The sequence below is a fragment of the Leptospira bandrabouensis genome, from assembly GCF_004770905.1.
Classification (GTDB): Bacteria; Spirochaetota; Leptospiria; order Leptospirales; family Leptospiraceae; genus Leptospira_A; species Leptospira_A bandrabouensis.
The window spans coordinates 1,807,548-1,832,785 of record NZ_RQHT01000014.1; the positions used below are offsets into that span (position 1 = coordinate 1,807,548).

28 protein-coding genes are annotated in these 25,238 nt (G+C 37.5%); 15 read left to right on the forward strand and 13 right to left on the reverse strand.

Going from position 1 to position 25,238, the window contains the following annotated elements:
- The first annotated feature begins 1 nt into the window (after position 1).
- From EHR07_RS15695 to EHR07_RS15705, 3 genes are all read left to right on the forward strand, one after another.
- Positions 2 to 1,255 carry an ABC transporter permease gene (locus EHR07_RS15695; RefSeq protein ID WP_135745925.1) on the forward strand — a complete coding sequence of 418 codons (1,254 nt, stop codon included), beginning with the start codon at positions 2 to 4 and terminating at the stop codon, positions 1,253 to 1,255.
- Positions 1,256 to 1,924, forward strand: coding sequence for an ABC transporter ATP-binding protein (locus tag EHR07_RS15700; RefSeq protein ID WP_135745926.1), 669 nt, complete (start codon positions 1,256 to 1,258; stop codon positions 1,922 to 1,924).
- Between the two features lie 96 nt (positions 1,925 to 2,020).
- The gene (locus tag EHR07_RS15705) at positions 2,021 to 3,193 is read left to right on the forward strand and encodes a trans-sulfuration enzyme family protein (protein WP_135745927.1); all 1,173 of its coding nucleotides are present in this window, start codon (positions 2,021 to 2,023) and stop codon (positions 3,191 to 3,193) included.
- On the opposite strand, the gene EHR07_RS15710 is transcribed toward EHR07_RS15705, so the two are convergent.
- The 8 genes from EHR07_RS15710 to EHR07_RS15745 all read right to left on the reverse strand — a co-directional run bounded on the left by EHR07_RS15710 (position 3,153) and on the right by EHR07_RS15745 (position 11,242).
- Positions 3,153 to 4,370 (reverse strand): multiheme c-type cytochrome, encoded by a 1,218-nt coding sequence (locus EHR07_RS15710; protein WP_238778280.1) that lies wholly within the window; start codon positions 4,368 to 4,370, stop codon positions 3,153 to 3,155. The genes EHR07_RS15705 and EHR07_RS15710 overlap by 41 nt on opposite strands.
- 21 nt (positions 4,371 to 4,391) lie before the next feature.
- Positions 4,392 to 5,840, reverse strand: coding sequence for a rhodanese-like domain-containing protein (locus EHR07_RS15715; protein ID WP_135745928.1), 1,449 nt, complete (start codon positions 5,838 to 5,840; stop codon positions 4,392 to 4,394).
- A 9-nt stretch (positions 5,841 to 5,849) separates the two neighbouring features.
- Entirely contained in the window at positions 5,850 to 6,806 is a 957-nt protein-coding gene (locus EHR07_RS15720) for a hypothetical protein (RefSeq protein ID WP_135745929.1), read from the reverse strand.
- 3 nt (positions 6,807 to 6,809) lie between these two features.
- Complete coding sequence (locus EHR07_RS15725) at positions 6,810 to 7,169, reverse strand: hypothetical protein (RefSeq protein WP_135745930.1); 360 nt, start codon at positions 7,167 to 7,169, stop codon at positions 6,810 to 6,812.
- 79 nt (positions 7,170 to 7,248) lie between these two features.
- Entirely contained in the window at positions 7,249 to 8,625 is a 1,377-nt protein-coding gene (locus EHR07_RS15730) for a rhodanese (RefSeq protein WP_135745931.1), read from the reverse strand.
- A 226-nt stretch (positions 8,626 to 8,851) separates the two neighbouring features.
- A complete protein-coding gene (locus EHR07_RS15735; RefSeq protein ID WP_135745932.1) occupies positions 8,852 to 9,463 on the reverse strand; it encodes a helix-turn-helix domain-containing protein in 612 nt (203 codons plus the stop codon).
- A complete protein-coding gene (locus tag EHR07_RS15740; protein ID WP_238778277.1) occupies positions 9,447 to 10,541 on the reverse strand; it encodes a hypothetical protein in 1,095 nt (364 codons plus the stop codon). Before EHR07_RS15740 ends, EHR07_RS15735 begins: the two co-directional genes overlap by 17 nt.
- Before the next feature lie 224 nt (positions 10,542 to 10,765).
- The gene (locus EHR07_RS15745) at positions 10,766 to 11,242 is read right to left on the reverse strand and encodes a DUF4395 domain-containing protein (RefSeq protein ID WP_135745934.1); all 477 of its coding nucleotides are present in this window, start codon (positions 11,240 to 11,242) and stop codon (positions 10,766 to 10,768) included.
- 138 nt (positions 11,243 to 11,380) lie between these two features.
- Here EHR07_RS15745 and EHR07_RS15750 point away from each other — a divergent pair, with 138 nt between their 5' ends.
- From EHR07_RS15750 to EHR07_RS15770, 5 genes are read left to right on the forward strand one after another with little or no spacing between them, the layout of a single operon-like run.
- Positions 11,381 to 12,298 carry a sulfurtransferase gene (locus EHR07_RS15750; protein ID WP_135745935.1) on the forward strand — a complete coding sequence of 306 codons (918 nt, stop codon included), beginning with the start codon at positions 11,381 to 11,383 and terminating at the stop codon, positions 12,296 to 12,298.
- Positions 12,295 to 13,611, forward strand: coding sequence for a multiheme c-type cytochrome (locus tag EHR07_RS15755; RefSeq protein ID WP_135745936.1), 1,317 nt, complete (start codon positions 12,295 to 12,297; stop codon positions 13,609 to 13,611). Before EHR07_RS15750 ends, EHR07_RS15755 begins: the two co-directional genes overlap by 4 nt.
- Entirely contained in the window at positions 13,589 to 14,323 is a 735-nt protein-coding gene (locus EHR07_RS15760) for a glycosyltransferase family 2 protein (protein ID WP_244288960.1), read from the forward strand. The genes EHR07_RS15755 and EHR07_RS15760 overlap by 23 nt, the downstream gene beginning before the upstream one ends.
- 25 nt (positions 14,324 to 14,348) lie before the next feature.
- Positions 14,349 to 15,590 carry an MptA/MptB family glycosyltransferase gene (locus EHR07_RS15765; protein ID WP_244288961.1) on the forward strand — a complete coding sequence of 414 codons (1,242 nt, stop codon included), beginning with the start codon at positions 14,349 to 14,351 and terminating at the stop codon, positions 15,588 to 15,590.
- On the forward strand, positions 15,550 to 16,146 hold the full coding sequence (locus tag EHR07_RS15770) for a TIGR04282 family arsenosugar biosynthesis glycosyltransferase (RefSeq protein ID WP_135745938.1): 597 nt from the start codon (positions 15,550 to 15,552) through the stop codon (positions 16,144 to 16,146). Before EHR07_RS15765 ends, EHR07_RS15770 begins: the two co-directional genes overlap by 41 nt.
- Here EHR07_RS15770 and EHR07_RS15775 read toward each other — a convergent pair.
- Positions 16,143 to 16,619: an OmpA family protein gene (locus tag EHR07_RS15775; RefSeq protein ID WP_135745939.1), complete on the reverse strand. Its 477-nt coding sequence runs from the start codon at positions 16,617 to 16,619 to the stop codon at positions 16,143 to 16,145. The two genes, EHR07_RS15770 and EHR07_RS15775, sit on opposite strands and share 4 nt — an antisense overlap.
- 102 nt (positions 16,620 to 16,721) lie before the next feature.
- Here EHR07_RS15775 and lpxD point away from each other — a divergent pair, with 102 nt between their 5' ends.
- Positions 16,722 to 17,741 (forward strand): UDP-3-O-(3-hydroxymyristoyl)glucosamine N-acyltransferase, encoded by a 1,020-nt coding sequence (gene lpxD, locus EHR07_RS15780; RefSeq protein ID WP_135745940.1) that lies wholly within the window; start codon positions 16,722 to 16,724, stop codon positions 17,739 to 17,741.
- A gap of 2 nt (positions 17,742 to 17,743) precedes the next feature.
- Here the strand turns inward: lpxD and EHR07_RS15785 are convergent, their stop codons facing one another.
- Genes EHR07_RS15785 through EHR07_RS15800 form a run of 4 tightly spaced genes read right to left on the reverse strand, consistent with a single transcriptional unit; the run spans position 17,744 to position 19,614 of the window.
- Positions 17,744 to 18,163 (reverse strand): SRPBCC family protein, encoded by a 420-nt coding sequence (locus tag EHR07_RS15785; RefSeq protein WP_135745941.1) that lies wholly within the window; start codon positions 18,161 to 18,163, stop codon positions 17,744 to 17,746.
- The gene (locus EHR07_RS15790; protein ID WP_135745942.1) at positions 18,164 to 18,511 is read right to left on the reverse strand and encodes an arsenate reductase family protein; all 348 of its coding nucleotides are present in this window, start codon (positions 18,509 to 18,511) and stop codon (positions 18,164 to 18,166) included. It abuts the gene before it with no gap.
- A complete protein-coding gene (locus tag EHR07_RS15795; RefSeq protein ID WP_135574644.1) occupies positions 18,508 to 18,747 on the reverse strand; it encodes a hypothetical protein in 240 nt (79 codons plus the stop codon). The genes EHR07_RS15790 and EHR07_RS15795 overlap by 4 nt, the downstream gene beginning before the upstream one ends.
- Positions 18,748 to 18,786: 39 nt before the next feature.
- Entirely contained in the window at positions 18,787 to 19,614 is an 828-nt protein-coding gene (locus EHR07_RS15800) for an LIC_11366 family protein (RefSeq protein WP_135745943.1), read from the reverse strand.
- A 35-nt stretch (positions 19,615 to 19,649) separates the two neighbouring features.
- Here EHR07_RS15800 and asd point away from each other — a divergent pair, with 35 nt between their 5' ends.
- The 6 genes from asd (at position 19,650) to fliQ (ending at position 25,238) form a co-directional block, all read left to right on the forward strand.
- A complete protein-coding gene (gene asd / locus EHR07_RS15805; RefSeq protein ID WP_135745944.1) occupies positions 19,650 to 21,896 on the forward strand; it encodes an archaetidylserine decarboxylase in 2,247 nt (748 codons plus the stop codon).
- 2 nt (positions 21,897 to 21,898) lie between these two features.
- Entirely contained in the window at positions 21,899 to 22,222 is a 324-nt protein-coding gene (locus EHR07_RS15810) for a DUF971 domain-containing protein (RefSeq protein ID WP_135745945.1), read from the forward strand.
- Between the two features lie 94 nt (positions 22,223 to 22,316).
- Entirely contained in the window at positions 22,317 to 23,387 is a 1,071-nt protein-coding gene (gene fliN / locus EHR07_RS15815; protein ID WP_135745946.1) for a flagellar motor switch protein FliN, read from the forward strand.
- A 41-nt stretch (positions 23,388 to 23,428) separates the two neighbouring features.
- Positions 23,429 to 24,172: a FliO/MopB family protein gene (locus tag EHR07_RS15820; RefSeq protein ID WP_135745947.1), complete on the forward strand. Its 744-nt coding sequence runs from the start codon at positions 23,429 to 23,431 to the stop codon at positions 24,170 to 24,172.
- A complete protein-coding gene (fliP, locus tag EHR07_RS15825; protein WP_135745948.1) occupies positions 24,169 to 24,978 on the forward strand; it encodes a flagellar type III secretion system pore protein FliP in 810 nt (269 codons plus the stop codon). Before EHR07_RS15820 ends, fliP begins: the two co-directional genes overlap by 4 nt.
- On the forward strand, positions 24,975 to 25,238 hold the full coding sequence (fliQ, locus tag EHR07_RS15830; protein ID WP_002974890.1) for a flagellar biosynthesis protein FliQ: 264 nt from the start codon (positions 24,975 to 24,977) through the stop codon (positions 25,236 to 25,238). The genes fliP and fliQ overlap by 4 nt, the downstream gene beginning before the upstream one ends.

A 25,238-nucleotide genomic window follows, 5' to 3' on the forward strand; every position in this document is an offset into this window, starting at 1 on the left:
TATGTTGTTTCTTGCCATAAGACAGATCCTTTCAAGACCACAACAATCCATTCTTACATTGATTGGGATCGTACTTGGAACCGCAGGTTATATTGTTTTCTCGGGTATAATGTTGGGGTTCCAAGCTGTCATTACAGATCAATTGGTGAACTCTGATGGACAAATCAAAATTTCGCCTAAGGATGAACTCATTACAGAACGAACCTTTGAGGATGTATTTTTTCAAGGGAAAGCCGTACGTTGGTTATCACCACCTTCCGGCAGAACCGACAATTCTCGGTTAACTAATGTTCTTGGTTGGATGGATAAATTATCCAACGATCATAGAGTTATTTCTTTTGCACCACAGCTAACCAAAGAAGTTATATTTGTAAATGGGAAAGCAACAGCTCCGGCAAGATTTGTTGGAGTTGATCCGTCGATCCAACCTAAGGTAACTAACATAAGTGATTATATAGTAGAGGGAAAAATTTCTGATTTATCTAGAGGGACATCTCTTGCTATTATGGGTGAAGGTGTTCTGAATAAACTTGGTGCAAAAATTGGTGATACCATTTCCGTCTACATCCCGGGAACTGAATTGATTCCGTTAAAAGTGGTTGGTATTTTAAGTACGGGGAATCGTTTGGTCGATGAAGTTACAGTTTATTCGTCGTTATCCACTGTCCAAAGTGTAACAAAATCAAGTGGAGAAATATCGCAAATTATTGTTAAGATAAAGGATATTCGCGCTGCCGCAGACATTGCTGCTGATTTTCGATACTTTAGCAAGGATAAGGTGGAAAGTTGGGATGAAGTAAATGCTAGTATCCTTCAGGTATTTAAAACGCAGGATATTGTAAGAAACTCAACAACATTTACAATCATTCTCGTTGTAGCTTTTGGAATTTATAATATTTTAAATATGGTTGTGAACCAAAAGAAAAAGGAAGTTGCCATCCTACGTTCTATTGGGTTCGACGAAAAAGATACAATCCAACTTTTTATATTCCAAGGATTGTTTTTAGGAACACTTGGTGCTGTCATTGGGATATTTGTTGGAATCTTAGGGTGTTATTACATAGACGGAATTCCCATTGGAGATCCGAAACAAAATTCCAAAGCTTTAATGAAAACAATGATGATTTCTTGGGACTGGATGATTTATGTAAAAGGTTTTTCCATCGCTGTTCTTAGTGCATCGATTGCGAGTTATATTCCTGCACGTATGGCAAGCCGTCTTTCTCCTGTAGATATTATCCGAGGGGCAACTTAAATGTTAGGAATTGAAGCCAAACATATTTTTAAATCCTTTGGAGAACCACCGCAAGAAGTATTAAAAGATGTTTCCTTAGAAATTGATGTTGGTGATTTTGTGGCTCTTACTGGAAAGTCGGGTTCCGGTAAGTCTACTTTACTTTATATTATAAGTGGTTTGGACAATCCAACGAGTGGAGATGTCAAACTGAATGGAAGTTCCCTTCTCGGAATGGGAAGCCAAGAAATTCATGCCCTAAGAAATTTATCGATAGGATTTGTTTTTCAGTTTCACTACTTACTTCCTGAACTTACTGGTCTAGAGAACATAACTATGCCTGCTAGAAAAACAGGATCACATAAAGTCACGGAAGAGTATGCCTTGCATTTAATGGAAAGTTTTTCTGTTTTACATTGTAAAGATAAGTTCCCAAGTCAGATGTCAGGTGGAGAAGGACAAAGAGTTGCCATTGCACGTGCCCTTGTCCAAAAACCAAAATTTCTTTTTGCAGATGAACCAACTGGTAATTTAGATACTGCTAACGGTGATAAGGTGATGGAGATATTCAAACGTATCAACAATGAGGATGGCACTACGATTCTTTTTGTGACACATGATCCTGATTATGCTGGCCTTGCGAGTCGCAGAGTCCATATGATTGATGGGAAAATTGCAGAAATTTCCTAGAAATTCTGTTATATTGTCTTAAAACCGATTCTATAGCAGATATTTTCCAAAAAAATTAATGAATTCGAGAGTTCATAACCGACCTTGGCATAAGATATGTTTGAACACTTTGAAACTGACGCCATCCGCATCCAAACCAAACGAACTGGGGAAAAGGAACATTCCACCCCGCTATTTTTAACTTCCAGTTTTGTTTTTGATGATGCGGAACATGCAAGGGCACTCTTTGCAGAAGAAGTCACTGGCAACCAATACACTCGATTTTCCAATCCCAATACTACTGAACTAATCGATAAACTTTGTTCTTTGGAGCATACGGAAGATGGAATTGCGACTGCATCTGGAATGTCTGCTGTTTTTACCTCTGTGTTTGGACTAGTGAAATCTGGAGATCATATTGTATCGGCACGTGCAATATTCGGATCTACTCATCAAATATTTGCAAATATACTTCCACGATTTGGGGTCACCACTACTTATGTTGACATCAACAAACCAGAGTTATGGGAAGAAGCATTTAAAGAAAATACAAAAATAGTATATATTGAAACACCTTCTAATCCAGGTTTGGATATTGTCGACTTAGAATGGGTAGCTGCGTTATGTAAAAAGAAAAAAGCCATTCTAATTGTTGACAATTGTTTTTGTTCCCCATATATCCAAAGACCAGCTGACTTTGGAGCAGATGTTGTGATTCATTCTGCTACCAAGTATTTGGATGGACAAGGTCGTGTGATTGCTGGTGTTATCTTAGGAAAAAAAGAATACATCCAACCGATCCGTTACATGGCCCGTAATACAGGTCCGGCATTGTCACCTATGAATGCATGGATTATTTCGAAGAGTTTAGAGACATTGGCTGTTCGTATGGATAGGCATTCAGAAAATGCAATGAAATTGGCTGAGTTTTTAGAACAGTCCCCTGATGTAGACTTAGTTCGTTATCCATTCCTACCAAGTGACCCTGGTTATGCGATTGCTAAAAAACAAATGAAATCGGGTGGGGGAATAGTTTCCTTTGTGATTAAGGGCGGAGTGGAGAGAGCAAGAAAATTTTTAGATTCTTTGAAATGGTTTTCTCTTACTGCTAATTTGGGGGATACTCGAACCACTGTAACTCATCCTACTTCTACAACTCATTCAAAACTTACGGAAGCAGAAAGACTGGCAGTTGGAATTATGCCTGGTCTAATCCGAGTTTCTGTTGGTTTAGAGCATATTGATGATATCATTGCGGAAGTAAAACAGGCACTTGCCAATTCAAAGTAAACAATAAATAACGAGAGTTCTTTTTTTCAAGCAGGGACTCTTGTAAAAACCTTTTAGATTCTACAGTAAGTTTTGTAGCATTTATTGACGACAGTTGTTCTTCAAATTGTCGTACGTATTGTTCGTCAGGATCTACTACGATTTCCCATAAAAATTGATGTACCTTATTTTCTTTTGGATCGTAATCAAAAATTACTTGGTGCGATTTTTGAGGTTTGATTCTTGAATCTATATATTCTTCGGTTAAACTTGTATTAACAATTCTACCAATAACCGATTCCTCAAGAAGAACTGGTTTTGAGTTATGATTAAAAATTGCAAAAAAACGTAAGTAAACTTTCGGAACGATATACGTCGGAAACTCATGACCAACATTAATGGATTTCAGTTCGGCTTCTATATGATAGATTCCATTCTTTTCTGTAATTTTCCATGTAGGTAGTAGAGAATTTTGCACAAACGTCTTATCGTGAATACCTTTCCACGAATGTTCTCTATCAGGCATATGGCAGTTTTGGCACTGAATTCCCTGTTTTGCAAAGGGACTTTTTTCCCATTCGGTATAAACTTCCATTAGCTTTTTCCCATTGAGTCTCTTCCCATTTGGTTTACTTTCGTGACAGGACTTACAAAATGCGGAGGATTCAAATTCAGTTTTAGCAATGTACCCGTTATGTGGTAAATTCTTACTCGATAGTTTATCTTTTGTATTAGTTCTTGGCGGAGGACCGTATCGAACTTGATTTCGAATATGGCAAGAGGCACAGAGAATCGAAGGGTTTGAAATTCCATAGGGAAAATTGTGGGCTTTTGAATTGAGAATTTCCTCAGATTGAAATTCTATCGAAAGCTCTGATTTAGTTTCTGGTAAAGGAGAGTGACACTGGAAACAAGATCGGTATTCTTCGGAAGATAGAATTTCCTTTTGCCATAAAAATCCTTTGCCGATAGACTTTGAGTGAAAACTTTCTTTCCAATTTTGATACTGTCTATTGTGGCAAGTCTGACAAGCATTAGGTTCTAAGTTTTTTTCTAAAACAGAGAAATGTTCGGGAGGTAATCCTTGGACTTCGATGGCATATTTCCAATGTGAGTCTAAGAAGTTTGAATCCAAACAACTTACGAAGTTTGTCATAAAAACTAAAATAACCGTAAGTTGAATGGATAAAAGTCTCATACGTAAAATTTGCTTATTGAATTATCCGCCGCAAGCATTTCCTCCACCACCTGTAGGAGCACCGCCACCCCCTCCGGATGACCCAGAAGTTGAAGTTCCCCTTAAAAATGATTTATCTTCCGTTCTGAGTTTGTTGGAATTTTTTACAAACTGTCTAGCAACATCCAGTTGGTAATTGGGAACGTTCGCATCTGCATTAGGCGTATTACTTTCTGATAAAGTTGCAATATCGGTACGCCAATATGAAGCGGGTTGTGAGATGGCGCTCGGACTTGATCCAGAAGATGGAGACCGTAAACCAAGAGCACCAAATTGTTTCCATCCACCTTCGTATAATCTTGTTGGTTTACCAAGAATTTGGTGTACAACAAACCAAACAAGGGAACCCTTTGTGGCATCTTCCCCATATACAAAAATTTGTTTATTTGAAGAGTAACCAGTATTATTCAAGTAACTTTGTAATTGGTTAAATGATTTGAACTGGAACGTAGTTCCATCATACAAATCTGTCGGTACCAAATTTGTTGAAGATTTGATTCGACCTTCATAAGTTACGAGGCAAGTATTTGATACCAATGTAGAATTTGTTTTTGTGGTGCAATTTGTATACTTAGATCCCGAAGCAGTTGAGCTTGCTGTACCGGTAAAAGATGCATTTGGTCTTCCATCTATGATTTGAAAACCTCCCGCTGGAATTTGGTCAACTTCTTCCAAATTGGTATTTCCGCCTTTGATTGCATGTATCAAGTCACCAATCGTCAGTTGTAACACTGTGTGGTCACGAAAAAGATTTTTGATATTACCAGCACGATTACTATTTGCATATGTGTAGGAGGGAGTTGTAAATAAAGTTCCAGCTGTTGTTAAATCTGCTATGGAACCATTTAAAACTGCTAATCTTTCTTTTGGGAAACCCCAGTATAACAAAGAGTAGTATGCAAATGTAGCAGAGGAAAGGTTGGCTAAGGAGGAAGTGTCACTGGCAAAAACTATATAATCTATTGCTGGATCAATGCCGTAGATAGAAAAAAAATCCGATATTTTTTTGCCTTTCGGAACAACTCCATCAATTGCTAGCACTCCATCATCTCTGACATCAGTGAGTAGTTCTTGGAAGTTAGAGACCGGATAAGCAAATGTCTGATTCCCATCGAAAAAAACGTAACGTCCACTTCCGCCAGATGTTTGTACTTGGAAAACGACTAGGTTTCCTGAAACTCCTGATGGCCGATTGTTTTTCCAATTTGATAAAAACTTTGCAAATTTACTTGAGGTGATTAGTCCACTTTCATTTAGATTGTAATCTGCATTCGAGAGAGTTGCCAATTCCGCAGGAGAATACACACGAAATAAAAAAGGCGTTAAATCAATTTTCAAACTTTGCGGAAGAAATAAATATTCCGGTAATCCTTTGCAGCCAATCATTTGAATGAATAGAATCGTAAGAATTGTTATGTATTTTAGTTTCATTGTGATACCTCAAAGATTGTAAGGAAGTGTAACGGCAAATCCCACAGTTTTTAATTTTGCTGTGTTATATCCAGCAATAGTTTCTGAATAGAAGAGGGTGTAAAAATTTCCGAAACTATCTGAATAACTTAAACCTACTTCTGCATTGTGAAAACTTTCTTTTCTACCCCAAGCTGGCCGTTCATTTTGTACGTATACATCGTAAGGATTGATTCCATACAAAGATGGTTGTGGGTAACGAACTAAATTTAATGGTGGCTGTTGCCTTGGATCAGCATAAGCATAACCACCTTGACCTACTTGGCCACGCATACCTACGGTTATAAACAAAGACTCAAAAAACCGTTTGTAAAATGCTCCATAATAAAGAATATCATCGGGAACGGGATTCTCTCTTTTTCGATAAGAAAATTCCCCCAAAGATCCAAGACCCCAAACACCAAAATCTTTTGCTAAGTAAAGATTTATTTCTCCTCCACTGGCACCATCGCCAAGAGATTGAGGATTTCGATCATAATCACCACGTTTGATTCCACCGACTCGTAGTGAAATTGTTGGCATCCATCGGTATTTGGAATCAAATTCGTCTAAAATTTTATAACGAATTCCAAACCTTGTATCCATAAATCCGTATTTATCAGGGACTTCCGGCGTTTGTTGTAATCCTAAATATCGATTAAAAATTTTATGGCGACCTAATTTACCAAATCCAAAGGTTAAGTCGGCGGTAAGTCTATCTGTTATCCCATATTCTAATGCTAAGTTCGCAACCGACAAACGAACGTTATCGTCATACTTTGCTTTTTGACCTGCTAAGAATGCACCATCATACTCAGAGTGTATAAATACTGGGCGTACCCAAAGTTGTCTTTCGTAAGGTGCCCATGCCTGCTGTGCATAAACTCCTGGCGTAACAATAAAGAATAAAACAGATATGAATTTTGAGAAATTTAAGAAAGATTTCATTGTTTATTCCTTCTTTTTCTCTGGTAGTTTTACATTGAATCTTACTTGAATAAAGTATTCAAGGGCTTGTAATTGTTCTTCAGTGAGTTTGCCGGCGAAATCAGGAAGGTTAACTCGTCTTTTTTCGGTATTCGGTAAACTTCCTTGTAAGTATTCCAGCCGTTCTTCTTGATCGATTTGTTTAATATTTGTTTGTTTTTCTAACGTAATATCTTGATTATAAACTGCTTTTCCTAAGTGGTATTTTTCTCTGTCTTGGCCTTGTGGTATATTTGCGATTCCGCCACCACCAATACCGCCAGATGCGTATACACCTGTTATTAATAATAAATTAAGGATTAATATTTTAATTAACTTCTTCATATAACTTTCCCTGTTGATTTTTTTATATTTTTTAATTGATAAAGAGGAATGATGGACATTCCTCTTTATTCAAAATACTTTAACGTTTGTAAGCTTTGTCTTCCTCGATGATTTTTCTTGTCGTTGTTGCTGAAATATTTAGATTTGTTGGTAAACTTGTATCAACGTCTCCCGCAACATTATAAGTGATTACTTCGGAAAGTTCAGGTATGTCCGTTCTGAAGGGTGAGTCAGGAGGCAGTTTAGGAGCAGGTCCTCCACCTGTTAAACTTCCCCATTCAATCCAACTTCCATCATAGTATGTTGATGGATAACCTAAGATTGCAATGTAAGAGAATCCAGTTACCTGAGATCTATTGTTAGTTCGGCAAAGTTGGATTGCAGTTTGGCCTACCTGGTAGCCTCTAGTGTCAAAATATGCTTTTAGGTCGGCTTTTGATTTAAATCTATGTTCTGTATCCAAAAGTCCAGTCCAAGGAACATCTTTGGCTCCTTTAATTCTACCTTCGAAACCTACATACTTTCCAGCAGTTTCTGATTGTGTACTTTTTATGGTTCCATTGTATTCGGCAGCACTTGCCGAAGACCTTGCATCAGATACAAAGATACTAGAAGTTAGACCTGGAATGGTAACATTGTTAGGTGCCTTTACGGCTTTGATAACATCTTCTAAGGGTAGCATTAAAATGGTATTGTCGACTCTCAAACTCTTTACACTGTAGCGATTGTTATATCCTGGTGGTGTGTTTGTTGTAGAGCTAAAAGGAACAAAATTCCCATCAGTATCAATGAGTCTCGGGAGAGTTCCGTTTAAGAACGCAAGGTTTTTATGATCGAATCCCCAATACCGAAAGGAGTAGAACGCTCTTAATGTTCCTTGTACATGGTTTGCTGCATCAGCAGTAGATACTAACACAACTAAATCATTAGCAGGATCGATTCCATATTGATTTAGGATTTTGTCGATATGAGCTCCATCAGCTATGATAGAAATTGTATCTGCCAGTCCATTGTTTCTTTTCTGGCTAAAACCATCTCCACCATCAAGGGCATTGGCACCACTTGCAAAATTGAAGGAATACACTACCACATCGTTTCCGTTTCCTCCAATGTATTCTTTCCCTGCTTGTGTACCAGTTCCACCTGTTCCTCTTGGATTAACTCCATTTTGTAAGATCACAAGCTTTCCGTTGATCCCAGAGGGTTTCGATCCGGACCAGTTGTTCACCCATTTACCTAATGTGGAGGGAGTGATGAGACCGTATTCGTTTAGGTTGTAATTTTCATTCGATTCTTTTGCTAGTTCAGCAGCAGTATTCACTTTTATGCCGGAGGAAAGGGCAAGTGCAGCTAACAGTAAGTTTTCGATATCTTTATTCTTTTTTGCCCCACCGCAGGCTCCTATGAACCCCGCGGTAATTAGAGCAATCAATTTGTAAAACAGATTGGTTTTCATTTTTAAATCCTTAGATTGAATTCCCGTTTTTTCTCTGTAGGGGTTGCACCAGAGGCAAAAACATGGTAAGGACAATCTTATAAGGGGAGGAAAATCAAAAAACAGATAATCTTATATATTGAACATTTAATCCTATATAGCGTATAAAATATTCTCGAGATGCCCACTACATTGGTGGGTAGCTCCTTTGATGGAAAACGAATCTGTTGAAAAAGGTTAACCTCGTTTACCTAGCCTTTTTGGAGGCGATCCAAAGGAATCGTGACTCCTCTTTCAACTCATTTTCTAAAAATTCTAATTCTGCTATAGGGAAAAAGGCACTATCCGCTGGTTCCAAAACCATATCTTTTGTTTTTAATTTGATTCTAGTTTTTCCCACAACCTGATAAATTTTAATATCAAAGGCAGATGGTAAGTGACTAAATTGGGAAACTTTGCCAATGGCTAACTTCCATTCAACGATACTTAATCTATCTCTTTCCTCTTGGTAAAAAACCCTTGATTCTGCTGTATTTTTGGGAGAAATCCATTTTTTTCCCTCACTGGCTCCGATAAAACGCGGAGATTGGGCAAACAAATCTGGTATCATTTCACCAATGGGGATTCTTAGTGATTTTGATAACTTCCAAAGAATTCCTATACTTGGGGTGGTTTTACCAGATTCAATAAGACCTAACATTCCTCGGCTAACAGTAGAAAGTTGCGAAAGCTTTTCCATTGATAATCCGAGCTCAAGTCTTCTTCTTTTTAAGGTTTCCCCAAGAACAACTGTTAGAACTTCATCTACATTTCTATCGTTTTCGGTTGCGGCCGAAAAACTTTCAAGTTCTGTTTCCATACCCAATACTTCCCTTTGGGGCTATGTTTGATATATTGGATATTTTGTAAAGTAAAATGAATATTTGCTTGAAATGCCATAGGAGGCAGATTAGGGAGATTGTAACTTCTAGAAGGAGGATAGAGTCGGGGATTTCATAAAAATAGGTAAAATCATATCCTAAACGAACCTTGGTGAAATAGGAAAACTGGGGTAGTGTAATCAAAATCCAAGGAGATAGGTTCTCCGATTTGGATAGGACTAGGAATGGAACAAGAATTAAAAAATACCACGGGTTATATACCGGTAATAAAGTTAAGAATAAATAACCAAACAGAAAGTATAAATCTAATTTTCTGGCAGTAAAAAGAAAGTTCGGGAGACGTTTTTTTTTCTCGAGTGAAATCCAGATAAAGACACTAACGGTAATTAGTTGTAATAGGAAAGGAAATGTTTTTAAATCAGTAATTCCAAATATTCTCCAAAAAGGTTCGTAAAACTGATTAAATTTAAAATTACCTCCAAACTTATATAAATTTGAGATTCCAAAGTCGATAGTATTTGGAAAAATAAAGTAATAGATAAGATAAAAAATTAAAAAGCCGGCAAGTCCAGAGAACAGACTTAGAATCCATTTGGTCCATTTTTTAAAATTAATTTTATGAGTGGTCGAAAATAAAAATAGAATGGATAGTATTTTAATATGAATTACTAAACCTAATAGAAATTTTGCACTTACAAATTTTTTTTCTCTGAGAAAGCTAAAATAAATCCACATTAGAGAAAGAATTAATATTTCAAAGTGAAGGTTGATATAAACTTCTTTAATAAGAACTGGGAATATCCAGTATAATAATCCAGATTTATTAAATTTTCCTTTCGAAAAAAAAAGAAAACTAAAAGTTTCAAAAACAAGATAACTCAACTTCAATAAGAACCCAGAAAAACCGAATGAAAATAAGGCAAAATAGAGTAAAACGAAAGGACTATAAATAGTAGTCCAATCAGGATGATTGATCTGTGATAAAATTTCGATTTCCGATTCGTTTAAATTTAATTTTTGAAAGTAATCTAATGGAGCAATTTGATAAGGTGACATCCCGCTTCGGATTAAATTGCCTTCCCACAGATACCTGGTCCAATCGTCTTCCCAAATTGGTGGAAAGAAGAAACAAAGGATTCGTACAATAAACCCAAGAAGAAAAATTTGATTTTTATATTTTTTAAAGAAATCTTTGGGAAAGGTTACCATCCATAAAAAAAGAATGGTAACCGAAGAGAAAATTATGAATGCAATCCATTGTTGCAAAGTCTTATAACAAACTATTTATTGAAGGTAAGATGATTACATCTTTCACAAATTTCTTCTGGAATCACTCCCAGTTTCATCAGCAATCCAAATGCGAAACAACCTGCACACCAACCTAAGAAAGATTCTAAAGAAGCAAAGAAAACCAAAGTGGCAAGAGTGATTTGGTAAGCTAACGAAAGCCCTAAAGTAAAGAAGATAAATGCACTCGTGCTAAATAAAAATCCAATCAATTGTGCAAATCGTTTTGGTGGTCCCGCTGCACTAACAAAAGATATACCGAGCCAAGGAACGAGGTATCGTGATGTTAAAAATGCAAATGGTTCAAACTTAGGCCCGTAACTTAGTCTCAGTGCAAAACCAAAAACAAGTAATCCAAGTATATAGGCGTTGGGAAATAAAATTGCAAGAACTCCAAGGAACACGACGGAAGAGGCGACAATCCTCGTGACATTTTCATTGACCACATCCGGATAATATCCTATTTTCATATTGCCCTCCATTTGCTTCCAAAATACGGAGTGATATGTTTTTAGCAAGAAAAATTCGCTTTCTTGGATGAAATGTTTATTTTATTGACGAAAATTCGTCTTAAAAGAGAAGGTTTGTGAAATTGGGAGGGAGACTTTATGAAAATCATTCGTGGGTATGGGATTTTTCTTTTTTCTATTTCAATACTATGGGCGTTTTGGCTTCAATTAAGCGCAGGGCCTCACGGCTCATCTTCGCAAAAAGAGGAAGCACCCTGGTTTTTGCCTGCAGATTTGGCACTAAAACCTTCCCAGTACACAATCCTTGATACTAGATCTTACCTTCGTCGCTTAAAAAATAAAATTCCCGGATCAAAATACATATCTTGGGAAGATCTATCTCGAAGTGACCTCCCACATAAAGGAGAACTTTTAGAATTAAAGATAGTTCGCAAAAAAATTAGTGATTTAGGTATTAAAGAAAAAGACTATATACTTGTGTTAGGTGATGGAATCTCTGGATGGGGAGAAGAGGGCCGCATTGTTTGGAGTTTGCGTGAAGCAGGTTTTTATAATTCCTACTGGGTTGAGGGAGGTTACTCTGCTTTTGAAAAAGAGTTTCAGAAAAAATCAAACAACAAGGGAAATAAGGAAATTAACTTAGATAAGTCTAACAATATGAATATGCGATCAACGGCAATTCGGAAAGAAGAAATTATCAAAGGACTATCGACCCAGAAATTTCAAATCCTGGACACAAGGGAACCGAGGGAATTTTCCGGGGCCACTCCTTATGGAGAATCCAGAGGAGGGCATATTCCTGGTGCCAAATCATTATTTTATCAAGACTTGTTTGATGCAAAAGGAAATATAAAATCAAAATCGGAAGTAGAAAATTCTCTGAAACAATTAGGTATTCAAAAAGAGAAACCAATTGTAGCCTATTGTACGGGTGGTGTTCGTTCTGCATTTGTTGTTGGAATTCTTCGTACTTATGGTTATAATGCTTATAATTATGCGGGTTCTATGTGGGAATGGTCTCACGATCCAAAACTTCCTTTGGAAACTAATCATTGAAGCGAACGATTTACATTTCCTTGTTATTCATTCTAGTTTTAGGGATAAGTATATATCTTTATTTTAACCAAAGGGTAGTTGCCATTGAACAGGTGTTCCCTGGTAAAATTTGGGCAAAACCTATCGAGAATCTCCCCAATCTAAAAGGTGTAGGGGCACCAACGGCAAAAAAATGTGGAGGTTGTCATACGGAAATTTATGACGAATGGAAACTTTCGACTCATGCGAATGCACTTTCTGACATCCAGTTTCAATCGGAATTAGCAAAACCGAGTTCACCAAAATGGATTTGTTTGAATTGTCATATCCCCGTTCAAAACCAAAGAGAAACCATCATCACGGGCTTAAAAAATGGCGATTATTTTCGTCCGGTAGAAATTCCTAATCCAAATTTTAACAGTGAAATGCAGTCAGAAGGAGTCACTTGTGCTACCTGCCACGTACGTGTAGATTCGGATTCTAAGGAAAGTTATGTGATTGGGGGAACGGGTGGAACGACTCCTCCCCATCCAATAAAAATCGATCGAAAACAGTTGTTAAATCGTTGTTACGATTGTCATAACGAGGCCTATACCTTAAATGAATCACTAATTTGTTCTTTTCAAACGGGCACTGAGTTAATTGCTACAAAATCAAATGAATACTGTTCTTCCTGTCACCAACCAGAAGTTCGTCGGTCATTTGTAAAACCTTCTCTAAATAAACCTATAAGGACAGCGCACAAACATGGATTCATTGGAGGTGGTGTTCCCAAATCTTTTGATTTGTATAAAGACCAAATTAGATTGGGTTACAAACCGGGCATTGTTCTTTCTGATTTAAAAGTAGAAAACAACAGAATTGAAGTTTTACTTAGAAATTCCAATGCTTCGCACCATGTCACTACGGGAGATCCGGAAAGGTTTTACCGTTTGATCCTTGTGGGGATCGATCCATTGGGAAAAACTATTTATAAAGAAGAAACCACCATTGGGCAAGAATGGTCCTGGTCTCCGGTTGCAAAAAAGGTGAGTGATAACCGAATTCCTTCTGGTAAAAGTTTTTTGTGGAAAATAGAATTACCAAACTTACCAATTGAAACATTACAATTTCAAACAATTCATGTCCGATTGAAAAATAATACTTCCGACTATATGATTCAATCTTCCGGTTACGTATCTGCACCTTATAAAGAAAGAGTAGAAAAAATGAAAGAGTTATACCCTCATAGTTCTTTAGTGATTGAATCAAAGTATCAGTTGAAAACCAAATCTAGGAAAGACACTCCTCTAGAAGAATTATTCGAAAGAAATGTCCATAGAAAAGGTGAATAATGTTTTTTGTATCATACCCGCACGTGATGAAGAGGAAGGCATAGAACGTGCGTTATCTGGCATTATTTCTGGATCTGGTTTGTCAAAATCCAATTTTATTATCGTAAATAATGCCTCTAAAGACCAAACAGCAAATATTGTAAAAAGTATGGGTTTTTTCTGTCTAAATTGTCCCGAAATTGGATATGGAAATGCCTGTTTATTGGCTTTGGATTGGATCAAAAACTCTAATGTATCTCCAGACTACATACTTTTTTGTGATGCCGATGGTTCTGATGATCCATCTGATATTCAGAAATTGATTCAGGTCATTCAGGAGAGCGGTGATGATTTAGTGATAGGTTCACGAACTTTAGGGGAAGTTGAGAAAGGTGCTCTTTCTCCAATCCAAATCTTTGGGAATGCCTTGACTTGTTTTTTAATTCGTATTTTTTTTCGCCGTAAATTTACAGACATGGGACCACTCCGAATCATTCGTTATTCTTCTATTTTGCAGTTGCAGATGGAGGATCCTACTTGGGGTTGGAATATTGAAATGCATGTAAAGGCTTTACAATTTGGACTTGCCATTCGTGAAATTTCAGTCAATTATCGAAAACGTTTTGCAGGTGTTTCGAAAATATCAGGAACTTTATCCATGTCCATTCGAGTTGGCATAAAAATATTATACACTTTTTTTCGGTTAATTCTATTTCGTGTTTATCAAAAATAATCTAATAAAACTAATCCTAGGAATATTGTATCCTTTTATTTTATTTGCTTCCTCTCACTGGGGAAGTAGAGATGAACTAATTATCATACTTGTTATTTCCACTGTTTTGCCATTATATTTTTACTTTTTATCAGCTTCTCTCTCGTTGTTTGGAAATCGTTTTTACTATTTGTTAGGTTATTCTTTTTTGTTACGTATGGTGGTTCTTGGTTCACAAGCCGTTTGGAGTGATGATATATATCGTTATCTATTTGATGCCAAATTTTTTTTAGAAGGATTGTCTCCTTATTTATATACTCCTGCAGAAGCTATCAAATTCATTCATAGTTCTCCATTAGAATTGGAGACACTTTTATCCAAAATGAATAGCCCTCATTATTTTTCCGTTTATCCACTGTTAATTCAATGTTTTTTTTCATTGGGAACTTTGTTTGGTTCTTTATTTGGCAGTAGTTATTTGGGAGTCCAAATTTTAATTTTCTTTGTTGATGTAATGAATTTGGTTTTAATCAGAAAATTATATCCGCAAGCTAGTTTTAGCTCTTATTGGTTGTATTTTGGAAATCCAATTGTGATTATAGAAGGAATTTCTCAAATGCATCCGGAAGTATTGTTAGTAACTGGAATTTTACTTCTTTTGATGTCTCGTTTTGTTAGTCATAAAATCATTTCATTCTTTTTGTTAACGCAGCTAAAATTCAATGCCTTTCTTTTTATTTTAGGGTTTCGATGGAATCGTAGTTTATTTGCTAAGTTAGTTGTCGCATCTTGTTTTTCTCTTTTATTATGGAAGGTGACAGTCTTTTCTGATTTAGGTTCCCAAGGGTCTTCGGGGATTGGACTTTTTTTTCATTCTTTTCGAATTGCGGGAATGATTGAACCTCTTTTCTATTTTATTTTATTACCCTTTAAAGTAGAATATCTTTCAGGTGTTCTTTCATTCAGTATTCTTTGTTGTATCTATATATACTGTTTTAAAAAGGAAATCATATCCCGGCTAAACTTTGGAAACCGTTTACTATTCATTTATTCTTTATTCCTTTTCTTTTCGCCGGTGATCCATCCTTGGTATTGGATTCCTTGGATTCTTTTAATGGTAGGAAATGAGAAAATGGAAACACTAGTAACCATCATTTCTTTTTTAAGTTTATTTTCTTATGGTTTATACGTTTCGAAGGATTTTGTCTATATTCACTGGCTGGTTTCTCTTTTAGTTTTAGGTTATTATGGGAAAAAACAAATTAATTATTTTTGCAAAACAACCTAAGTTAGGGAAGGTGAAAACCCGCCTTGCATCCACGATTGGGGACGAAAAAACTCTTAAAATTTATTTTGAGTTACTAGAGTTTACAAAGAATGTAACTTCTGTTATTGATGCGGAGAAGATTGTTTATTGGGACGAGTTAAGAGATGACCATCCCAATGAATTTGAATTTGGATACCAAAATAGAATCCAAACAACAGGAGAACTTGGGTTTAAAATGGAAAATGCATTTCAAAATGAATTTAATCTCAGTGCCAGAAAAATTGTCATTATTGGAACAGATTGCCCTTACTTAACTAAGGATATATTTGAAGTTGCTTATTCAGAATTAGATCATGTCGATTTTGTGGTGGGTCCGGCACTCGATGGTGGGTATTATTTACTCGGAATGAAGGAATTTTCTCCTTTTATTTTCCATTCCATTCCTTGGAGTACGAAAGATGTATTGTCTTTAACCATCGAATCGATTAAAAAAAACAACAAAACATTTACTCTTCTTAAGGAACTCTCTGATATCGATGATATCAATGATCTAGAACAATGGAAAACAGGGATTTAAGGAATTTGTTGGATTTTGATATCGACTCGCCGATTCAATGTTTGGTGTTCTTTTGTTAGATTGGTCAATTTCGAATTTCCATAAAAGAGCCTTCTGATTTGTATTGGCTCTACAAAATGGATTAAAAAGAATCGTTCTACTTCCAAAGATCGTTTTTCGCTAATCGCCAAGTCTTCTTTTGCATTTTTTCCTTCGTTTGCATGTGCTTGGATATACACTTCATAGTTTCTGTTTTGATTCAGAAAATCCGCAAAACCTTGTAAACGAACCAAGTCGGCTTTTGCTATTTGGGAAGATTGTTTGGAAAAATACAAAGTGAAGGATTTTTCATCTGCAGCCGGTTCAGTTTTCTTATATGGATTTTCGAAAACCACACCTTCTTGTCCTATTAGTCCTTGTGTGAACAAAAAATATTGAACAGTGTAAGTTAACAGAAGTAAACGGAGACCTTTGTTCAGATTTAGGTAGAACATAGTCTAATCATCGGATGGTTTAAAAAGTTTCCGTATGATAGATTTTAAAAATATGATTGAAATATGTCCCTTCCAATTATTTTTCAAGTGGAAGGTGTATAAATGAAACTAAAAGATTTGGCTGAACAACTAGGTGCAAGTTTCACCGGCTCTGGTGATTTAGAAATCAACGGTATCAAAGATTTGGAGCATCATACTCCAGTCGATCCCAGCAGTATATATTATGTTGCTTCCAAAAAATACTTAGCCAAACATAAAAAAGCATCTGATGTCAAAATAGCACTTACCATTGATTCTTTGGCGTCTCAATTTCCCAATGCCATCATCATCCCCGAAGAAGGTTCTAAAGTAAAATTCATTCAGGTTGTTTCTTTATTTGAGAAAAAACCAAAATATAACGCTACGATTTCAGAGAAAGCGAGCATTCATCCTACCGCCAAACTGGGAAAAGATGTTACGATAATGGATTTTGCAGTAATCCAAGAAAACGTTGTGATTGGAGATCGTGCTGTTATTTATCCAAACGTGGTTTTGGAATCCAATGTGGAAATTGGAGAAGAGACAGTTTTAAAATCAGGAGTAGTCGTGTATTACAACTGTAAGTTGGGGAAACGAAACTTAATCCATTCGAACACAGTCATTGGTGCCGATGGGTTTGGTTTTTATGATTATGCAGGCGTAAGGTATAAAGTTCCTCAAATTGGAAATGTAATCGTAGGTGACGAAGTGGAGATGGGTGCCCATTGTACTGTAGACAGGGCTGCCCTTGAATCGACGACCATTGGAAATTTTACTAAATTCGATGATCATGTCCATGTGGGGCATAATTGCCGAGTTGGAAATTATGTTTATATTGCAGGTGCCACTGTGCTTGCTGGTTCCGTTACCATTGAAGACGGTTGTTTTCTTGCGGGACAATCAGCTGTCGCAGAACACCTAACAATGAAAAAAGGATCAATCCTTATGGGACTTTCTGGACTAACAGAAGATTCCAAAGAGAAAACAGCTTATTTCGGGATTCCAGCAAGACCTGCATTGGAAATGCATAGAATTCACAGTTCGCTTCCAATGTTACCAGAATTAGCTAAAGAGTATTCAAAACGAAAGAAACAGGAATCTTAATTTTAAGATTCCAATATTCTTTTTAAAGAATTTAAGTTTTCCATCATTTGTGATTTTAGGTTCATTTTCACAAGGCCTTCGCTCAATTTAAAAAGGCCTTTGAGTTCCATCCGATCTGTAATCGTTAAGTAGCAATTCCCATTGGAATCCTTAAATTCATAGCGATCGGTAAAAAACATAGAATTGGAATGAAAAGTTGCGACAATCAACTGGTTGTCTTGAATTTCTTCTAATGTATAAAATTCTGTAAGTTTGAAAATTCCCAAATCAATTTGCATTTTATATTGGTTTGGATTGTTGGGAACCACTTCGGACGCAGTAATACTCGAGTTATATAAAGTTTGGTTTTCCATATTTCGAATATACGAAAATACTTCTGGAACCGGTTTTAGGATTTCCGTTTCAACGGTGGTCTGTATCATTTATTTTTTGGAATCTGAAATCCATTGTTTCCAAATATCAGGAACAAATCCAATGGTCGCACGTTTTCCATCACGAACGATTGGTGTTTTGAATAGGAGGGGGTTTGTGAGAAGAGCTTCTTCTTTGTCGTATAACATGTATTTTAGATTTTTGTCTTCGTAGACTTTTGATTCTGTATCAATCAAATCATCCAAACTGACACTTCCTAAAATTGACCTTAGCTCACCCTTGCTCATTTCTTTTTCTTGGAGGTTGATGAATTGAAAAGGGATTCGGCGTTCCTGGAAGAACAACTGCGCCTTCTTCGATTCTTTGCATTTTTTGGTTCCGAAGATTTGGAGGTTCATCCAAAAATAGACTTTTTGAAATCTTCTAAAAGAGATTCTGTTCCAGACAACATCAACTCAACTTGATCTTTGTCCAAATCATACATCACATGTGCTTGTAGGTATAAAGTGAATTCTTCTGCAGAAAGTTTTTTGGCATCGAAGTTTTCTTTTAGAAAATTATACCAAGCGGCAAGGATGACTTTTTGGTGAGCCAATTCTTTAATACCAATGGTAATGATTTTAGAGGATTTCATGTAATTTTCTTAAAGAATGATACTCTTCCTAAGAGACAGTCAATCCAAAAACCTTTGGAACACTGAAAAATAGAGAACCCATGATCCTGAATTCATATCCAACCTTCGAAAAGTTTGTGCAGTGCTCACAGTGGCATCAATGACTCTTGTATCATCCAAAACTCCTACCTTACCATCGGCCCGGATATAAAAACTGGAAGTTTCTCCATTGTAGTTCCCGCTAAACTTGTCAATGGCAACGTGATGGTATCCGAGACCTAATTGGAAAAACGTATTTTCGTATAACCGATGATTGATGGCAGTTTCTGCCCTGTAAGCAAGTCCACTTCCTCTCAGTCTACCTCTTTGGTTGAAGTATTGGGAGTCTGGGGGTAAACCACCGCCTGCCGAAAAACCACGAACGTTCCAGTCGGCAGATGTAAATCCTCCACCCAATCCACTTTCCCATTCCCAATTTCGAAATACCGGTACGGTAAAATAATACATTCCAAGAATATGATAAGAATAGATTTCCGAGGTTAGTTTTGTGTAATAATAGTCACTTGTAACTTCTGTTAGTTGAAGCATCTGCCAATCATTTCGTCCAATGACAAATCCCACTCGAGACCTTGAGTCTAGTAAGAATCGAAAAAATCCTTCATACAAATTTGTGGACCTTCCTCCACTTAAGGAAACATCTGATGCTATGAGAGGACTGACCGTAGAGGAAAATTGTTTCAGGTCTCCATCGAATCGTCCAGGGACTCTTTCACCACCGCCGTAACGTAATCCGACTTCTATCCCGGAAGGTTCTGCGGACAAGTGGGAGAGGGTGATAGAAGAAATCATAAAAACCAGAAACGAAAGGATCACAATACATCTTGACATAACAATTTCATCCAATTTCGTGAGGAAGAACCAATATGGAAACACTCTTTCAAAACGGATCTAAGTTTAATCTGATTTTAGGATCGGACATTCTCAGCCCTTATTTTTATCTTATCCTTGTCGCCTCAATTTATTTGAGTTTTCGGTTGGGATTTCCTCAAATTCGTTTTCTCTTTCTGGCACTCAAAATCCTTACCGGCAATATGGACTTCAAAGGTTCCAAGGGCCAGTTGGTTCATTCGCAGGCCTTCTTTGCCGGAATTGGCTCATCACTTTTGGCAGGTTCGGTCATCGGGACAGCGCTCGCTATCGCTTACGGTGGAATTGGTGTTCTTTTTTGGATTTGGGTGATGAGCCTTCTTGTGATGCCCATTCGCTTTGTTTCCTCCACCTTAGCTGTAAAATTTCGAAACCAATTACCAAGTGGTCGTTATCTTTCTGGTCCGATGTATTTTATTGAAAAAGCACTTCGTGCCAAGTGGCTTGCGGTAGCATTTTCTTTGGCGAGTCTAGTTACTGTTCTTTTGTTTGGTGGGATTTTTCCTTTTGTAGGCCTCACTTATATTACAAAAGAGGGTTTGAGTTTATCTGGACTTTCTGGCCCCATTTCCATTTCAGTAATTTTATTATTTATCGTTATAGGTGGCGTTAGGCGAGTGGGTCGTGCCGCTTCTATCCTTGCCCCAGTAGGAATCATTCTTTTTGTTTTTGGGTATATCACACTTTTTTCAAATGGGATGATTTCCTTTTTTGGATTCTTATCTGATGTTACCAAAGAAGCTTTTTCCATCAAAGCCTTGCAAGGTGGTGGAGCCTTTGGGATTTTACGTGGACTTTCTGTTTCGCTTAGTACTTTCTTTTTATCAACAGAAACTGCGGTAGGGAAGTCTTCGGGGATTGCCGGTGTGGTTCGGACTGATTACGCCGCAAAACAAGGGTTAGTGAGTATGCTTGCTTCCTTCTTTGAAGGTTTTATTATGGCGACTCTCGTTGGATTTGTTTTGTATTCTTATGGTGCGGTCAATTTAGATACCATTCTTTCTTTTCCGGATAGAATTTTAGAACAAAAAGATTCTTTATCTGCCATTTTGTTTTTTATTTCCTTTTTATGTTTTGGAGTTTTAAGCCTTGCTGGTTGGTTCTATAGCGGCGAACAAAATGCATTTTATGTATTTGGTGAAAAGTTTTCCAATTTTTTTAGAATGTTGTTTATTGGATCGACTCTAGGTTTTTCTTATCTTTATGTAAAGTATGGCGTAGATGTTCTATCCTTTGTGATGCACTGGGGTTATATTGCTGCAGTGATAACCAGTGTTCCACTCCTAGTTTCCCTTATGTTACTTGGCAAATCTGCCAATTTGGAACTCAAAAAATACCTTTCCGAATCTGGAGCCAGGTATGAAATTTTCAAAGACATTTATCTTTTGTTTTTGACCTTACTTCCTAAAAACCTGATCTCCAAAATTTTTGGTTATTTTTCCATGTTTAAGATGCCACGGTTTATGATGATCCCCATCTTAAAGGCATTTGCGAAGGCTTATAAAATCAACTTAAGTGAAGCAGAACTCGAAATTAAAGAATATGCCTCACTCAATCAGTTTTTTACAAGAGCACTTCGTGCCGAAGCAAGGATCATTGACTCTGCTCCCAATGCAGTTGTATCTCCTACCGATTCTAAAATCACAAGTTTTGGTAATATCAACCAATCCACTATCATTCAGGCAAAAGGGATTGATTACTCCGTAAAAGAATTGTTAGGTTCTGAAAAGTATTATCCTTATTTTACGAACGGAAAATACATTACCTTTTATTTGTCTCCGCAAGATTACCATCGCATTCACAGTCCTTTTGCCGGACAGATCCTTGGTTATTACTACGAACCGGGAAAACTTTTCCCAGTAAACGATTTGGCGGTTCTCAATATCCGGGGGCTTTTTCCTAAAAACGAAAGGCTTATCACCTTCTTACAGACCGAATACGGTAAAATTGCCGTCATTAAAGTGGGAGCGTCTAACGTAGGAAAGATTCGTGTGACCTATGACAATAAAATTGTCACAAACAACTGGATCCGTTTTGCAAAGGAACATCATTACAAAGATGTATCCATCATGATCGACAAAGGGTCTGAACTAGGTCGATTCGAGATGGGTTCCACAGTCATTCTTGTTTTTGAAAATGATACCATCGACTTGACAAACATTTCTCTCGGTGACAAAATCCAATACGGGACGACGGTTGGGAATTTCCGTTCTAAAACAATGAAACTACCGGTGAAACCTTAAAAATGTCGAATTCACAGTTTGCCACCATACCGAAAGAAATTTCTTTCGATGAGGATTCTCTTTATATCGAGTGGAAAGATGGTCACGGTTCCAAATATTCGCTTTTGGATCTTAGGAAAAAATGCCCTTGTGCCACCTGTCGTGGGGGGCATGGCGGGAAAGTGGGGGATGCCACTGGTCATATCCAGTCCATCAAACTCCTTTCCTGGACCAAAGTGGGTAGGTATGCCATTTCTATTGTCTGGAGTGATTACCATAACACAGGGATTTACTCTTATGACAATCTCCGTGCCTATTCGGACGGACTGGCGAGTGCTTTCGACTAAACTCGTTTACTTTTTGTCAATTCGGGAAAAAACTGAGTGACAAAAAGATTCATATTATGTCTCATTATCCTAAGTTTTCCGGAGATATAAGGGTATGGGTGAAGGTTCACTCTCACAAGACGAGATAGACGCATTACTACAAGGTGCGGATGATACATTCGACCTCTCTTCCTTAAGTGGCGCCGCAAGTTCGTCATCGGACAACCTATCTCCAATTGACCGCGACATTATTTCTGATGTGATCGGCTCTGCATTCCAGGTGGCGGGGAACACACTTGGCACGATCTTGGCAAAAAACACTCGTTTTATGAACCCTGCCACCGAATCGAGCTCCTCTACCGATATCCAAAAGGAACTCGGAACCAAATCCGTAAGTTTGTTTTCAACGATTAGCGGAAGTTTGGCGGGACGGGCTTGTCTCATTATGGCCCAAGAGAATGCAGCAAAAATTGCAGGTGTGATGATGGGAGGAATGACTCCTCCCGGTCAACTTGATAATGCACAACTGCAAACCCTAAAAGATTCTTTATCTCCCATTTTGGGGACGGTAACGGCACAAATTGGGATGAAACTTGGTGGCGCCATGTCTGGTAGTCCACCAGAAATCGCTCTTGTAAATTCTGGTCGCGATTTACAACTACCAGATGACAACAATTTGGTGAAAACCTCTCTCAGTTTGAATATTGATGGAGTAGGTTCCTTTAAAGTTTATTATGTAATCGCATTGTCTATGGCTAACTCCATTTTGGATATCCAAAAGGGTGGTGGTCAAAAACAACAACAACAGTCCGGTGGAATGAATGTCAACATGCAACCTAACATGGGTATGGGTGGTGGACAATCTTCTGTTGGTATCAAAGGTGTAAATTTTCCTTCTCTGGCGACAGCAGGTGGTGGTCCAGGCCAAACTAACCTCAACCTTCTGATGGATGTGCAAATGGCACTTACCGTGGAACTGGGAAGAACCAAAATGTACATCAAAGATATTTTGGGTTTGGGTGAAGGTTCTATCATCGAACTAGATAAGTTAGCGGGTGAACCAGTGGATTTACTTGTGAACGGCAAACTTATCGCCAAAGGTGAGGTTGTGGTTATCGATGAAAACTTCGGGGTTCGTGTTACCGATATCGTAAGTCCTACCGATCGACTCAAAGGCGAAAAATGATTGGATTCACTAAGAGAATGTTAAAACAAAAGGGGCAAGTTATGTACTTTTGTTTTGCTCTCGTTTTCTTTTCTGCACCCATCCTTTCTCAATCGACAGAAACAAAGGAACTGGACCAAATCCTTCGTCAGGAATTGGGAGATACAAAATCCAAACCAGCCGATGTTGGTAATCCCAATTCGGGTCCAAAATTTGAAGGATCTTCTAACTCCAGTAAAACGAATCCTGGTTCGGAAACAAAGGTTTCGGAAGAAACAAACCTCATCCAAGAAAGGTATGCAGATACTTCCGATGATTCTCCTTCTGCCACTTGGATACTACTTAAGATTTTAATTGTCTTAAGTATACTGGTTGGTGCTGGTTATTTTCTTATCCTACAAATGCAAAAAACAAAGTCGGCAAAATATCCTGTAAAAGGGTTTATGAAGGTTTTGTCTAGTTTGCCACTTTCGGCCACACAATCAGTTCAGATTGTCGAAGTGGGTGGTCGAACACTTGTTATCGGCGTTGCCGATGGTTCGGTAAGTTTACTCACAGAAGTGACTTCTCCCGACGAAAAATCACAAATCCAAAAAATGAAAGAGGAAGCCGATCCTTATGTTCCTAATTTTTTGGAAACGGTTCTGGAAAGTTTACAATCAAAAGCACAGAGGAAAATTAGGATCAATCCTTCCAAAATGGAAAGTTTGGAATCCGACGGGGCTCTTGAGATCCAAAGAAAGGCCAAAGAAGGTTTGGAAAGACTTCGTAAACACCGTGAACTGTTAGAAGGAGGGGAAACGTGAGATCTCGTTTTTTTTCCTTTATAAAGAGACATAAATCTATTATTTTTCTCATTGGGATTTTGTTCCTGATTTCCGCTGGTGGGTTTACGGGCCTTATGGCCCAAGATAAGGGAACAAGAATCCCTATTCCGAATTTATCATTTAACGTAAACGAGGCGAAAGGTCCAAAAGAAACAAGTTTATCTCTGATGATCCTTTTTCTTGTGACCATTCTCTCTTTGGCACCAGCCATCGTGATGAGTGTCACTTCGTTTACAAAGGTTGTGATCGTATTTGATTTTGTGAGAAGGGCACTCTCGTTACAAAACTTACCACCAAACCAGGTGATGATGGGCCTTGCTCTCTTTGTTACTTTTTTTATTATGGCACCTACCATCGGTAAGGTGAATGATGAAGCCCTCCAACCATACTTAAATGGAAAAATTGACCAAACGGCGATGATGGAAGGTTCCATGAAACATTTGCGTCAATTTATGATCAGGCAATTAGGAAAAGATGGAACCAAAGATGTTGCTTTGTTTTTGAAAATTGGAAAAGTACAAAATGTCAAATCCTTTGAGGATGTTCCTTCTTATGTTTTAGTTCCTGCTTTTATGTTAAGTGAAATCAAAAAAGCATTTATCATTGGTATTTATATCTTTATTCCTTTTATCGTAATCGATCTCATTGTGGCGTCTGCCCTTCTTGCCATGGGTTTTATGATGTTGCCCCCTGTAATGATATCACTTCCTTTGAAACTCATCCTCTTTATCCTGATCGATGGATGGAACTTACTTGTATTGGAACTAGTAAGGAGTTATAAATGACAGAGGTTGATGTTGTAAATTTACTTAGAGAAGCGTTCATTGTGACTCTAAAAATTTCCAGTCCTATTCTGATCACGGCACTGGTAGTGGGACTCATTGTTGGAATTTTACAAACAACCACTTCTATCCAAGAACCAACAATTGCTTTTGTTCCCAAACTGGTTTCTATTTTTGCGGTGATAGTTTTTTTCTCCGCATGGATGGTGCGAGTCATGACCGACTATACCCGCGAAATTTTTTTTATGATAGAAAAGATATGA

Coding starts and splice junctions, on each gene's coding strand:
- EHR07_RS15695 (WP_135745925.1), top strand. CDS start 2: ATGTTGTTTCTTGCCATAAGACAGATCCTTTCAAGACCACAACAATCC.
- EHR07_RS15700 (WP_135745926.1), top strand. CDS start 1,256: ATGTTAGGAATTGAAGCCAAACATATTTTTAAATCCTTTGGAGAACCA.
- EHR07_RS15705 (WP_135745927.1), top strand. CDS start 2,021: ATGTTTGAACACTTTGAAACTGACGCCATCCGCATCCAAACCAAACGA.
- EHR07_RS15710 (WP_238778280.1), bottom strand. CDS start 4,370: ATGAGACTTTTATCCATTCAACTTACGGTTATTTTAGTTTTTATGACA.
- EHR07_RS15715 (WP_135745928.1), bottom strand. CDS start 5,840: ATGAAACTAAAATACATAACAATTCTTACGATTCTATTCATTCAAATG.
- EHR07_RS15720 (WP_135745929.1), bottom strand. CDS start 6,806: ATGAAATCTTTCTTAAATTTCTCAAAATTCATATCTGTTTTATTCTTT.
- EHR07_RS15725 (WP_135745930.1), bottom strand. CDS start 7,169: ATGAAGAAGTTAATTAAAATATTAATCCTTAATTTATTATTAATAACA.
- EHR07_RS15730 (WP_135745931.1), bottom strand. CDS start 8,625: ATGAAAACCAATCTGTTTTACAAATTGATTGCTCTAATTACCGCGGGG.
- EHR07_RS15735 (WP_135745932.1), bottom strand. CDS start 9,463: ATGGAAACAGAACTTGAAAGTTTTTCGGCCGCAACCGAAAACGATAGA.
- EHR07_RS15740 (WP_238778277.1), bottom strand. CDS start 10,541: ATGTCACCTTATCAAATTGCTCCATTAGATTACTTTCAAAAATTAAAT.
- EHR07_RS15745 (WP_135745934.1), bottom strand. CDS start 11,242: ATGAAAATAGGATATTATCCGGATGTGGTCAATGAAAATGTCACGAGG.
- EHR07_RS15750 (WP_135745935.1), top strand. CDS start 11,381: ATGAAAATCATTCGTGGGTATGGGATTTTTCTTTTTTCTATTTCAATA.
- EHR07_RS15760 (WP_244288960.1), top strand. CDS start 13,589: ATGTCCATAGAAAAGGTGAATAATGTTTTTTGTATCATACCCGCACGT.
- EHR07_RS15770 (WP_135745938.1), top strand. CDS start 15,550: ATGGGAAAAAACAAATTAATTATTTTTGCAAAACAACCTAAGTTAGGG.
- EHR07_RS15775 (WP_135745939.1), bottom strand. CDS start 16,619: ATGTTCTACCTAAATCTGAACAAAGGTCTCCGTTTACTTCTGTTAACT.
- lpxD (WP_135745940.1), top strand. CDS start 16,722: ATGAAACTAAAAGATTTGGCTGAACAACTAGGTGCAAGTTTCACCGGC.
- EHR07_RS15785 (WP_135745941.1), bottom strand. CDS start 18,163: ATGATACAGACCACCGTTGAAACGGAAATCCTAAAACCGGTTCCAGAA.
- EHR07_RS15790 (WP_135745942.1), bottom strand. CDS start 18,511: ATGAACCTCCAAATCTTCGGAACCAAAAAATGCAAAGAATCGAAGAAG.
- EHR07_RS15795 (WP_135574644.1), bottom strand. CDS start 18,747: ATGAAATCCTCTAAAATCATTACCATTGGTATTAAAGAATTGGCTCAC.
- EHR07_RS15800 (WP_135745943.1), bottom strand. CDS start 19,614: ATGTCAAGATGTATTGTGATCCTTTCGTTTCTGGTTTTTATGATTTCT.
- asd (WP_135745944.1), top strand. CDS start 19,650: ATGGAAACACTCTTTCAAAACGGATCTAAGTTTAATCTGATTTTAGGA.
- EHR07_RS15810 (WP_135745945.1), top strand. CDS start 21,899: ATGTCGAATTCACAGTTTGCCACCATACCGAAAGAAATTTCTTTCGAT.
- fliN (WP_135745946.1), top strand. CDS start 22,317: ATGGGTGAAGGTTCACTCTCACAAGACGAGATAGACGCATTACTACAA.
- EHR07_RS15820 (WP_135745947.1), top strand. CDS start 23,429: ATGTACTTTTGTTTTGCTCTCGTTTTCTTTTCTGCACCCATCCTTTCT.
- fliQ (WP_002974890.1), top strand. CDS start 24,975: ATGACAGAGGTTGATGTTGTAAATTTACTTAGAGAAGCGTTCATTGTG.